The 12,309-nt window shown below is 36.7% G+C and carries 13 protein-coding genes; 3 read left to right on the top strand and 10 right to left on the bottom strand.

Annotated features, from left to right (window positions below):
• Positions 1-325 precede the first annotated feature (325 nt).
• The 4 genes from KP78_RS21090 to KP78_RS09940 form a co-directional block, all read right to left on the bottom strand.
• Positions 326-1,165 (bottom strand): STAS domain-containing protein, encoded by an 840-nt coding sequence (locus KP78_RS21090; RefSeq protein WP_041088535.1) that lies wholly within the window; start codon positions 1,163-1,165, stop codon positions 326-328.
• Positions 1,166-1,510: 345 nt separating this feature from the next.
• Positions 1,511-2,581 carry an ABC transporter substrate-binding protein gene (locus tag KP78_RS09950; protein WP_041088533.1) on the bottom strand — a complete coding sequence of 357 codons (1,071 nt, stop codon included), beginning with the start codon at positions 2,579-2,581 and terminating at the stop codon, positions 1,511-1,513.
• Positions 2,582-2,594: 13 nt separating this feature from the next.
• Positions 2,595-3,374 (bottom strand): ABC transporter ATP-binding protein, encoded by a 780-nt coding sequence (locus KP78_RS09945; protein ID WP_041088531.1) that lies wholly within the window; start codon positions 3,372-3,374, stop codon positions 2,595-2,597.
• Positions 3,375-3,378: 4 nt separating this feature from the next.
• Positions 3,379-4,185 carry an ABC transporter permease gene (locus tag KP78_RS09940; RefSeq protein WP_041088529.1) on the bottom strand — a complete coding sequence of 269 codons (807 nt, stop codon included), beginning with the start codon at positions 4,183-4,185 and terminating at the stop codon, positions 3,379-3,381.
• A gap of 653 nt (positions 4,186-4,838) precedes the next feature.
• Between KP78_RS09940 and KP78_RS09935 the strand changes: the two genes are divergently transcribed.
• Positions 4,839-5,039, top strand: coding sequence for a hypothetical protein (locus KP78_RS09935; RefSeq protein WP_041088527.1), 201 nt, complete (start codon positions 4,839-4,841; stop codon positions 5,037-5,039).
• 727 nt (positions 5,040-5,766) lie between these two features.
• Here KP78_RS09935 and KP78_RS09930 read toward each other — a convergent pair.
• Positions 5,767-7,743: a methyl-accepting chemotaxis protein gene (locus KP78_RS09930; RefSeq protein ID WP_041088526.1), complete on the bottom strand. Its 1,977-nt coding sequence runs from the start codon at positions 7,741-7,743 to the stop codon at positions 5,767-5,769.
• An 832-nt stretch (positions 7,744-8,575) separates the two neighbouring features.
• On the opposite strand from KP78_RS09930, the gene KP78_RS20070 reads away from it, so the two are divergent.
• The gene (locus tag KP78_RS20070; protein ID WP_157841483.1) at positions 8,576-8,728 is read left to right on the top strand and encodes a hypothetical protein; all 153 of its coding nucleotides are present in this window, start codon (positions 8,576-8,578) and stop codon (positions 8,726-8,728) included.
• A gap of 44 nt (positions 8,729-8,772) precedes the next feature.
• On the opposite strand, the gene KP78_RS20660 is transcribed toward KP78_RS20070, so the two are convergent.
• Positions 8,773-8,982, bottom strand: coding sequence for a hypothetical protein (locus KP78_RS20660; protein ID WP_235420895.1), 210 nt, complete (start codon positions 8,980-8,982; stop codon positions 8,773-8,775).
• A gap of 139 nt (positions 8,983-9,121) precedes the next feature.
• On the bottom strand, positions 9,122-9,472 hold the full coding sequence (locus KP78_RS09920) for a YolD-like family protein (RefSeq protein ID WP_041088522.1): 351 nt from the start codon (positions 9,470-9,472) through the stop codon (positions 9,122-9,124).
• Between the two features lie 150 nt (positions 9,473-9,622).
• Between KP78_RS09920 and KP78_RS18640 the strand changes: the two genes are divergently transcribed.
• Complete coding sequence (locus tag KP78_RS18640) at positions 9,623-10,348, top strand: hypothetical protein (protein WP_052474748.1); 726 nt, start codon at positions 9,623-9,625, stop codon at positions 10,346-10,348.
• A gap of 73 nt (positions 10,349-10,421) precedes the next feature.
• On the opposite strand, the gene KP78_RS18635 is transcribed toward KP78_RS18640, so the two are convergent.
• Genes KP78_RS18635 through KP78_RS09900 form a run of 3 tightly spaced genes read right to left on the bottom strand, consistent with a single transcriptional unit; the run spans position 10,422 to position 12,189 of the window.
• Positions 10,422-11,588 carry a LysM peptidoglycan-binding domain-containing protein gene (locus KP78_RS18635; RefSeq protein ID WP_052474747.1) on the bottom strand — a complete coding sequence of 389 codons (1,167 nt, stop codon included), beginning with the start codon at positions 11,586-11,588 and terminating at the stop codon, positions 10,422-10,424.
• A complete protein-coding gene (locus KP78_RS09905; protein ID WP_041088710.1) occupies positions 11,588-11,860 on the bottom strand; it encodes a holin in 273 nt (90 codons plus the stop codon). The genes KP78_RS18635 and KP78_RS09905 overlap by 1 nt, the downstream gene beginning before the upstream one ends.
• Positions 11,861-11,877: 17 nt before the next feature.
• Positions 11,878-12,189, bottom strand: coding sequence for a hypothetical protein (locus KP78_RS09900; RefSeq protein ID WP_041088520.1), 312 nt, complete (start codon positions 12,187-12,189; stop codon positions 11,878-11,880).
• Positions 12,190-12,309: the final 120 nt, after the last annotated feature.

The following is a 12,309-nucleotide window of genomic DNA, read 5'->3' as shown; positions in this document are numbered from 1 at the left end:
ATAATATTGTAATAATTCACATGAATAAAAAGCACTCTCTCCATAAGCGTAAACAAATTTACTTTTGTGTTTCTTCATTGAATTTACTAACGCCAAGCATTTAGTTTAAAATCTTCTCTGCTAATTTTAACTGTGCTATTATATTAACAGCATACTGTTCTTCAAATAAAAATTGATCTTTTGACAAACCTCATTTGAATTTGCATCTACTAATTATGGAGTAGTCCGAAAATTTAAAGTAATATAGATAACAAAAAAGGAGCCGAAATAAATCCGACTCCCCACTTTTTCATGCGCTTATTGTATAGCAAATTAAGCAGCCTTATTAGGTAAATAAACCTGTAAGTGCTTGCTGCAGATTGGCCTTGATTGGTACATTACTGAAATCAATGCCTAAATTTACGACTGTCTGAGCAATTTCTGGTCGAAGTCCTGTTAGAATCGTTTGAACGCCAATGAGTTCTAACGCAGAAATTACACTAAAAATCTTGTCAGCTACCATTGTATCAATGATCAAGACACCCGATAAATCGAGAATTAGGGTGGATAGCTTAAGTCTAGCCGCTTCGCTCAGTGTCTCTTCCATTAACAGCTTTGCTCGTTCCGTATCGATGTTTCCAATCAACGGCAAAATCGCTATCCCTTTCGACAGAGGAACAACTGGCACGGATAGTTCAAGAAATGCCGTTTTTGCTGCTTCAAGATTTTTTTTATAAAAGTGAACAAATGTCAGGCTAAAGCAATACACCGCATGGTCAAGTAAAGGGTCAATAACCCTAGCAGCTGTAAAAACTGTTTTTACCGACATATTGTGTTTATTAGCTGCTTCCTCTAATACTTCACTTATAAACATTCTATAATCGCTTGTGTCTTTAAGCGCCTCATCTAATGAGACTCCTAAACTATGCACAAATTCCCCAGTTTCTTTCGCCCATTTCTCTATACCATTATATGCTTCTTCTTTATTTAACCCTTTTGCGAGGGCTTCTCCAAAGAGACGAATAAAATTGGCTCTAACGTTTATTACTTCTTCCTCTTTCAAGCTGGAGATAATTTGTTTTTGGTGATCCGTTGCTACAGATAACCTTATTTCATGAACTCTTTTAGCGATGTCAAACTTTTTTGATAATATGGCTTTACCAAGAACGCTTAATTCATTATCCATGAATACCCTCCAGAAATTTCATTTATTTCATTACACTAAGAATTTATTACTAGATTACATAATTTAATTGTAACATTCATCCATACATTCTACTAGATCCACTTAATAATGTAAGTGTTTTTTAGTTTTAAATGATTTTTTTATATCTGCAATAATAACGCTTGAATTTATCAAGGTTTTTAAGGATTTAAGCATCAACGCAGTCAAATAAATTCATTCACGAAGCTTCTAAACATTTTACTGCAGCCGTATGAAGATGACCTCTTTATGTATACTTTATTTTCCGATAAACGTCCAAGAAGAGTTTTTCCAATCACAACTCTTCCTGGACGATGGTTTTAAGGATTATTCATATTCTCCAATAATCTTAACTGCTTTTTCTGTTATGGTCGTATCAATCGCTTCATCAAAATTGAATTCCCCACTAATTGCTCCATTTTTCTCATACATTTCATACTGATTGCGAATGTCATCAATAAACATCTTGCCATTTGGATCAAGTCCTGTCACAAATACATCTTCCCACACCGAAGCATCTTTTAAAGCGGTGTACTGGGTCATTATGTCAATAATTTTATCTTTATCTTCCCCTTTTTTGAAGGCATCGTTATAATCTCGAACACCTTTCAAATACGCAGCCATGAAGCGCAGCGACACATCTTGTTCGTCCTTCATAAATTGTGGGGATCCAAGTACCATTGCAATTTGTGCTTCCGGTGCGAAATCTGTTGCATCACCGAAACGAACGTGGATTCCTTCCGATACACCTTGTGTAATGAGTGGTTCAATTTGCAGTGCCGCATCAATCGAACCATTTTCGATGGCTGCCATCATATTGCCAAAGTCAGGCATGAGAACAAATTCAACGTCTTCTTCTGTCAAACCTGAATGCTCAAGCATTTGATGGAAAATGTAATCATCCACAGCATGCTCAGTGGAAACAGCAACTTTTTTTCCTTTTAAATCACTGTAGTCCTTTATCTCACCTTGTTTATCTGCACCTATAACAAACGTGAAATACGATTTTTCTATTTCGTTATGACCTTTATCAGCGATGATTTTTACATCAATTCCTTGTGCAATGGCATTAAAAAATGATGCGGAAGAAATGCCCCCTGCAATATCAACATCACCTGATGCGAGAGCTGGTAACATATCATCACTATTTGCAAATGTCACAAATTCAACTTCAATATTGTAGTCATCGAAATATCCTTTTTCATTCGCAATATAAAAACCTGCTCCTGATGCAGAACCATCTTCTGCAATGATCACTGTTGTCTTCTTACTTAAAGGTGCTAAATCGCCAGACGGATTATCAATACTTACCTCGTCATTGACCTTCACCGATTCTTCTTCTTCTGTACATCCCACCAGTAAAATTAAAACACCTAGCATACCTAACCACTTTTTCATCAATATTCTCCCCTCACAATCTTGACCGTTGTACTTCCACCTGCAAATGCCGCCAAATATCCAAAAACTTTGAAGATATTTCAGAATTTGATCGAATGTCTTCCAGCTTTCTTGGCCTCGACAAATCTATTTTTATCTCAGCAAGGATTTTCCCGGGTTGTGCACTCATGAGCAGCACCCGGTCACTTAAATACAATGCTTCATCTATACTATGCGTGATGAACAATACCGTTTTCTTTGTTTCAGACCAAATGGATAAGAGTTCCTCTTGTAAAATATATTTATTCTGTTCATCCAAAGCCCCAAACGGTTCATCCATCAGTAAAATTTCCGGATCGTTCGCAAACGCTCTTGCAATGCTGACACGTTGCTTCATTCCACCAGACAGCTCTTTCGGGTACATTTTTGTGAATTTCGCAAGTCCGACTTTATTCAAAAAATAGTTTGTTCGTTCTTTTACATGTGATTTTGGTAAATGACGCATCTTTAGGCCAAACGCTACATTTTCCTCAACCGTTAACCACGGCAGAACGCCACGTTCTTGAAACACCATGGACTGATTCGGACGATCTTCCCCGCTTCGCTCAATTTTGAAGGCACCTGAACTTTGGTTCTCAAGTCCAGCTAATATGCGAAGCAAGGTTGTTTTTCCACATCCGCTAGGTCCAACGAGACAAACAAACTCTCCCTCCTCAATATCGAGTGAAATATTCTCTAGCGCAGTGACACTATTTTTTTTTTTATAAAACACCTTCGTCAATTCATGAATCGATATTTTGGGGTTTGGGCTCACGGTATCACCTCCACGGTATAAGTTTTCGCTGCAGCCACCTTAAGAGTAATGAAAAGATATATCCAAAAAACGAAATAAGTATCAAGCCAACAAACATTTCTTTTAACAAAAATGCACTGTAGGACGTCCAAATCAAATAACCAATCCCTGATCTCGCCCCCATCATTTCTGCAGCCACAATGGTAAGCAAAGCGATTGCCTGCCCCATCTGAATTCCTTCCAGCATGACTGGAAGTGAGCCAGGTAAAGCGATTTTCAAAATGAAATCCTTCCTGCTTGCTCCATAGTTTTTTGCCACATCCAAGTAAATTGAGTCAATCGAGATGACACCAGCGGCTGTATTGATCACAACAGGAAAAAAAACACTTCCCGCAATGGTTACAACTTTCGATACTTCACCAATGCCAAAAATGATCAATATAATCGGCAATAATGCAAGTGTGGGAATGGGCATTAATGCCATAACAACAGGTGAAACAAAGTGTCGAAATGGTGCATACAACCCCATACATAAGCCGATGATAATCCCAGGAATGACACCCAATAAGAAGCCAGCGAAGATTCGAAACAAGGAAATATTTATGTTATGAAACAATTCACCACTTGTGAGCAAATCAATAAATGTGGAAATAATCGCGGTGGGTGGCGGGAAAAATCGTGCATCAATCAGTCCACTTTGAGATAAGAATTGCCAGATAAGCAACAGACTTATCGGAGAAAATATGGTTAGCCATGTCTTCAGTCTTAGTTGGGTTTGTTGTTTGCGCCATTCTCGTTTTTCCGTTTCTATTGGATTTTTTATATCCTTCATGTTCACCACCTCTTCATCAAAATAATATGTGGGCTTTCGAAAAAGTGTGCACAAAAAACAAAGTGCTGAGACAATATTTTTAGATTACTTAACTTCACCCAATTGGCATGAAGAACGTATTGTGCCTTAAAAGGTTTGTCCCCCTTGCAGCTTTTTTTAGTCACGAAAACCCTCGGAACAATCCTTATGACAGCAGAAAAAAGAAGCATTCCGAATAAGGAATGCTTCTTTGCTAATACAAATCAAACAAATGAGATCGTATTTTAACTAGAGTCGGCATGATTGCTGCGTTTTTATGATGGGCCCATACTGTCTTATTTGTCTCCTGCACACGTACGATTTTTTCTAGTCAAATGGTTTCAGTCAAATGGTTTCTTTTTGTTTAACAGTTGTGTAATTTCCTTTTTTACGTAAGAAGTCATTTAGTTAAAAGCCGCCTGTTTTGGCAGCCAATGACTGGCTCATGCCTTTTTATGATTGAAAGCTCACCTCAGATGTATGATCTATCGTCTACTTGACCTTATTACGATTAAATAACAAAAAGGATTATTTTTTATTATTAATGGGTATAAAGTTGATAGACCATTCCATTTAGTACCTAACACTAAGCTCTCTTATTTAATAAATAGGAGTGCTTGGCGGGAGGTGATTAGATGAGAAAAGTCAATGGAATAAAAAGTTTGATTGCGTATCTAGACTCAGAAAATTATCCTGTGACCGAAGAAAAAATTAATGTTCTAATACTAAGAAGAGAAATACCACATCACAAACCATTTAAAAATATGATTGTTTTTAATCTAGATCATATTGATTGGTGGATAAATGAACAGCGATCAAAAAAAATAGTTTACTAAGGCCCTGCTTTTTAGCAGGGCTTTGGTATTTTCTCTTCAAAATATGTGACTAGTTGAATATGTTTTGGTAAAAGCGAATGCAAGAGTAACGGATTGTATTTTACTAGAGAACGGTGAAGAGTTTTGCATTGGTTTTTACAGATTTTTGCCGCAAAAAATCTTATTCAGTTGGGATGTAATAACTCATTAGCTAGCTCAAAATTTTGGCCGATAATGATATGAGCATGATATATCTATCGATTCAACTGGAGTTGTTGGTTGAGGCTACTGAACACCAAAAAATTAATAAAGCGCATTATTTTGTGCGGACTTTAGTTTAAGGTAAAGGCTATGATTTATTAATGAGCCTTACTTGTTTTTTCTTAATAAAAATTTTAATTACAGAAACAATATTTAAACCTATATTGATATACCATTTATAATAGTGGTATGTCTACCGTAATAGTGGCCGGTGTCAACCTATATTACAAGTCTCCATCCACAATAAAGGAATAAAGAACCCCCTTAAAGCCAATAGGATCAAGGGGTTTTTCGTATGATTTTGACTTGGCTCGAACCAGCGAGCTCCACCCTGTCAATTTTCTAAACTGTCTTTTATACAGCATTTTTGTATGAATTCATTCCATTAAGTCCAATAATTAAAGGTCTGTGCACAAAGAGTCATAGGAGTCACAAATATGAATGTAATAGTTTTTACCTTTATATACCCTAGATTAATTAAATTGACTTATATTTTAAATCGATTCAATAAATCACTCAATTCTTCGGCGAATTGCGCAGTTTTTTCTATTGAAGCTTTAATATCTTGTATAGAAAGTAACTGCTCTTCTGAAGAAGAGGCAACTTCACGAATGTACTTAGTTGATTCCAAAGATTTCTTTGAATTATCATTAATTATTCCTTCTACATCTTCTACCTTAGAAAGTAGGTTATCAATTTCTATAAATATTTTATCTACCTCATTCGAAGACTCCTTAGACGAGTGGTATACATCTTGTAAGCTTCCATTTACATCTTTTAATTTTTCCATACCTGCTCTAAATTGGTTTGTTCCGGATTCAATCTCCACGACCGCATTAGAAGTCTCTGTTTGTATCTCGTTTACAAGCTCGGAAATTTGTTTTGCTGACTGAGCAGATTCCTCCGCTAACTTTTTAACTTCATTAGCAACAACAGCAAATCCTTTTCCATGTTCGCCAGCTCTAGCTGCCTCAATTGAAGCATTTAATGCAAGTAAATTGGTTTGTTCTGAGATTCCAGTAATCATTTCAATGATATTTCCAATTTCAGATGAACGGTTTCCTAATTTCCTTACAATCTCGGATGAATTTCGAACAGAGTTCTGTATAACAGACATTTGACTTAACAATGAAATAACTTCCTCATTCGCTTTCTCAACTTCTTTGTAAGAATTCTTTGTTTTCTCAGATACCAATAAGGAATGGTCTTTAATCTCTGCTACACTTTGCGTAATCCCATTAATTGATTCTAAATTCTTTTTGTTTCCTCTTTCTTGTTCCGTAGATAATTCTGCTGAAATTTGAACATTCTTTGTAACGGCACCAGATAATTGAACCATTTCCTCCGCATGATTAGATAGAACAGCAGTGTTTTCTGCAACAACTTCTCCTTTATGGAGAATGCTACCAATTAATTCCTGCAAACTATCCAGTAGAGAATTAAAGCTTTTTGCCAAACTACCAATTTCATCTTTTCTCTTAATGCTTAATCTTTGTGTTAAATCGCCCTCGTTATTGGCCAATTCTTCTATTTTAAGATTAACTTCATTAATTGGTTTTAAAGATCTCATATTAATTACATAATTTATTATGGCACCTATTACAATGAAGATAATCGTAATAATAATAAAATAATTCAATAATGAATTTGCATCCGCAAATGCTTCACTCGTTGGGACTGAAATCATAATGCCCCAATCCATTTCTTCTGCCTTGCTATAATAAATTAAACTGTTCTCACCGTTAAAGTTCGTTTCGACTAAGCCTGTTTTACCTTTCATACTATTTTCAACCAATTTATCCAAATCGTTATTTTCGTAGTCTGCAATTTTCATATTAAGAATGTCTTCTTTATTTTGACCTGCAACAACGGTACCGTCATTCGTAAAAACCGTTACGTATCCACTATCTCCTAATGTTATGTTGGAGATAATATTCATTAGGCTTTCGATTTGATGACCACCCGATGCAACACCTATAACCTCTCCGTTATTACCGTATATAGGTGAAGAAGATAAAACGATCGGAGCTCCATCTAAACTTGGTGATTGTGAAGGAACTGGATTATATGTTTTTGTAAGTTTATCCATACCGCCTTTATAGTGTTCATAGTCACCAACTGGAATTTTATTTCCACCCAAGTATAAGAAACCTTCAGCATCCATATAGGCGAAAGCATCTGGGTTATCCATCCTTTGTGATATTCTATACCCAAGAGCGTCTGCTTTTTTTCCATCATTTACTTTTAATTCATCCGCTTCAGCCATATATTCCATTGTTTCTTGTTTACCTTTTATCCAAATGTCTATATTCGCTTTTACCGATTCAAGTTGACTATAAGCTTGTTCTTGAAATCTATCATATAGAAAGTCTTTTGCTTTCATATATCCAAATGCAGAAATACTTATCATGGATATTGTAATTAATAAACTAATAACAATCGTGTTTTTAACAACTAACCTCATTTCGTCACCCGTCACTCTCCATATATTCTTAAAAAGGTTCTTATTAAACCAATTTTTATAAAATGATATTAATAATAGTAAAAAAAATCTCCAAAAAAGATAGGTCTATAAAATTAAAGCCATCTTATATGGTAACCCACCTACCAGAATAGTTCTGACTTAGGGCTATAGATTTACTACTTTAATAGGTATTTATTCTTATATCGTCATTTTTTCTATTTTATTTAACATCAAAATATACAATAAATAATATCAACTTAGTGATTCCTTTTTTTGTTCAATAGCTATGATGGATCGTCCCGATGAAATAAGTATAAAGCGTGTCAACGTTACGTTATCGACATAGAAAAGTCACCATGAACGTTGATAATGCACTTGACAGCGAAGTATGATTCAGACTGGTTTCGAACTAGCGACCGCTACCTTGTCAAAATAAAACCTAGCTTTTGTTAATATATTATTATGGTTAATAAGCCCTTTATATCAATATTTTTTTGGATCGAAGTTATTTTAATGAGCAGTTAACATTAAAATTGAGTGGGCAAATAGCCAAAATAAAAAGCACCAAGACTTTGAAAGCCTTGGTGCTACTGATGATTCCGACTGGGTTCGAACCAGCGACCTCTACCCTGTCAAGGTAACGGCTCGCATGGAATTAATAAAACACTGACAGAAAACATTAGTTATAAATACCGTCATATCAACGTTCTTAGGAGTTTCAAGGAATCGATTTGAGCGTTCTAGAAAAAAATCGGTAAGCAAACGGTAAGCAGACTTACCAAACTAAGCACATCATTATTCCTTTTCAATATCATATCAAAGGAGCGATTATATGACAGAAGATCAATTCATTGGAACGGTGGTTTGTTTAATGGATGGCGTTGTCAGGGTGATGGTCGATCACGATGAAGATAAGTGGAAAAAGATCATGGGAAAGATAGAAGCTGATGCGGTGTTTTGGTTTGCTACAAAGGATGATAATTAAAACCCTCGGCCTGGTGGCTTTGGGTTTTTATTTTTGGTGTTAAATCATTTAGACCCTAGACGTTCTCTAGGATCATCATATTCACGTTCATAATCACTCATTAGATGTTCATAAACATTCCCAGCAGCAACAAATAATATACCAAGAGCAAAAGAACTAAAAAATGTCCCAAAGGCGATTAGTCCTCTATATGGGTGAGGGGCCAACAAATCTAAATTATCATTCAAAAAAGATGTAGGATCTAAAATTTTCAAATTAGACCAAATATAAAATAACGCTATTACCCCACTAACGATTAATATGTAACCAACCCATCTAAGTATATTAGGCGTTAAATCATTCCTTTTTTTCTTTATTATACCAAATGCGAATCTTACGTATTGGATTTTCTTTTTAATCCGGTACATCTACATTTACAATTTCATAAAATCCTATGCGCTCAAGCCCCTCAGATGTCTCAATAAATATCTGCTGTATGGATTGATCAAACCGCAGCACAATCCCTTTGAACTCTTCAATGACTCCGGATCGCCATCGTTTAATTAATACTTCCAACTGTTCATTATGTGCCCAGATCAATTTCGATTCGAATTCATTAAGAGTCCATCCATCTACATATGGTTTATCCACTTTATTTTGCTCTTCATGCATTTCATTAATCATTGCCTTGTGTTCGGGCATAAAGAAGCCTTGCCACTTGATCAAGCCACGATCTCGGATCTTGTTGTCGAATGGATCGTTCATATGTAACTCCCCTTTTTAATTGATAGGGATATTATAGCGAACATTTGTTCTTATGATAAGCAAAATTAAATAGATAAATGTAAAAATATATAAACCTTTTGTCCTAATATTCCTGTAGAATAGATATATAGATACAAAGGAGGAATAAAAGTGGATATTAATGGAGGCGTGTTGATGTTCGTGGCGTTTTTCGCTGGACTTACATTTTTAGTGATGGTGATTATAGCTGCTATTAAAAAGAATGGTAAGGTGAAAAAATATTCGATGATGTGGGTAGGATGTACTGCTTTGTTTTTTGTCGGTATGATGAATATAGATACAACTACCGTAGCTACAGATAATGAGGTTGAAGCCGAAGAAACTGTTGAAAAAGAACTGACTGAAGAAGAAAAGGCGGCACAAGCAGCAGCTGAGGAGGAAGCGAAAGCAAAAGAAGAAGCCGATGCTAAGGCCAAAGCCGAACAAGAAGCAAAAGAGAAAGCTGAAGCTGAAGCAAAAGCAGCTGAAGAAGCCGCTGCAGCAGAGGCAGCCGCAGCTCAAGAACTAGCTGACAAAAAAGCTAATGCACAAACCATAGAATACGCACAAATGGAAAAAAATCCAGATCGTTACACAGGTGAATATGTGACTTATACGGGTGAAATTCTTGAAATAAATGAAAGTGACGATTATACGATCATGCGTGTAGCCGTAACAGAATCTTCATACGGCTATGATTTTAATGATGTTATTTGGGTTGAGTATGCAGGATATACAGAATTTGTTGCTGAAGATGTAGTAACTTTTTATGGAGAAGTCTATGGAGGATACAGTTATACTTCACAAGCAGGATGGGAAATTACAGTCCCTGCTGTGATGGCAGATACAATAGAATAAATAAAAAAAGCCCCTGTACCGATTGGTAGAGGGGCTTTAATGTCCTGGTCGACCGGCCGAGGGCTTTAAATTATTAAATGATTTTCACTAGATCCTTACGAGCTGTAACGTAATAGATCTGACCTCTTGAATTTTTAACCTTCAGTTGTAGAGAACCCTCTGTTGTGATTTGTTCAATGATCGTCCATCCTTGACCTCGTGTGAATTGTCCACTTGGATTCGCCCAACGTGGAGTATTGTAGAAATTCACCGAACCCACAATAGCTTCTACTCGTTTTCCTGCTAACGACGAGGCTGGTTTAGGTGATGCTGTCGTGACATCAGAAGTAAATACCCATGAAAGAATCTCTTTAAGAAGCACTCTTCCCGTTGCAACTTGCATTACAGTATATTTCTTACCTGTCACATTTTTCGGGATTGTTTGTCCTGTTGCATATTTTGAAGCAGATGATTTAAGTGTAATTGTTTGTCCGATTTTAACAGCTGGACTATTAATTGTTGGAGTAGCCGGCGTAACAGGTGCTGGTTTATCTGCTCCTTTCGCCTTACCAAGATTGATAACTTGTCCAATTTTTAATTTAGAAGGATCGATACCTGGATTAGCTGCTAATAGATCAGCAACGGTGATCCCTTCTTCGTTATTAGCGATATTCCATAAGGTGTCTCCCTCTTGGATTTTATACGTATCAGGAACAGCCGTAACAGGTGCTTTGTGATCAAGAAATTTAAATGTCGCTTTGTAATCGAATACGCAGCATGCTTTCCAAGAATAGCCCGGAAACTCATGGTGAGATTTATCAGCCTTACCGATCCGATCTTTTTCAAGAGCTTCCTGCAGCTCGTCAATTGTTGCCTTAGTTGCTTCGACTAAATCCTCATATCGATAATCACCAGCAACGCAAATCCCAACCGCATGGTCATTGCTATCACCGACATTATAAGTCCTCTTATTTACGTCATTAGCATACACGATACGTGCACGTGGTCCTTTAGGCGTTTGAATGATGTTTTTAGGCTCGATGACAAGATGATATCCTACACCTGGCCAACCAAGTGTTTCAACATGGTACTTGGCAAAGCTTGCAGCATCTGATCCGCCAAGATGTTTTCGTGTAAGGCTGTGATGCCAAGCTCTAGTACACTGAGACAAAGGAGTTCTTCGATCAGCATAAGAACCTTTGGAAGCCAGTTTCCCTCTCATATCAACCAATTGTGGTAGATTTTCAAATGTGTATGTCATTATTCTTCATCCTCCTTAATTGTATATCCAGTGCGCTTGTTCCCGATTTCAAAAAGTCCAGTGGCTGACAGACCGGCAAAACCCCCTGCCCACAATCGCAAGACAGTGTCTAAATCAGTAAATGGCGATGCTGCAAAGCCAATAAAAATACCCACCGCGAATGCGATGAGTGGGATGTAGTTTTTCTTAATAGGTCCTGACCGTTTTAAAAGCTCTACTACTGCTAAAACAATCGGTGCCAAAACCGTGGCGAATACCAATACTTCGACCATTAATTCTTGATTTTCCATTACTGTTCACTCCTTCTATAAATTTTCTTCTCCATCCGATCCACGCGACCTTCGATCGTACCGAGTGTGTTTTGAATACCTTTAAGAGCTTCTGCAGTTTGCTCCTGTGATTCATTAGAGCGCTCCAAATGTTCCATTAATCTCATTTCTCTTTCTTTTGATTCCACACGAGATTCTTTATATAAGTCTTGTAATTGTTTTTCTCGTTCCAGATTCTCTTTCCTCATTTCTCTGATCACTAAAAAGGCCAAGGAGATACAAAGGATCGCCCAGACCACTTGGGATGTTGCTACTTCATGCGCTATTTGCATACTGACCTCCTTTTTTAGACATAAAAAATACACCTAGCTTTGCACTGGTGTTGTAATTTTTAACAAGGTTCACCTCTTTTCGACAAAAAAAGGACTCCACATTATTGTGTAATCCTTGAT

This window comes from Jeotgalibacillus soli (assembly GCF_000829435.1).
Classification (GTDB): domain Bacteria; phylum Bacillota; class Bacilli; order Bacillales; family Jeotgalibacillaceae; genus Jeotgalibacillus; species Jeotgalibacillus soli.
The sequence above is the reverse complement of the archived record's forward strand: the minus strand, read 5'-3'. Positions and strand labels throughout refer to the sequence as shown.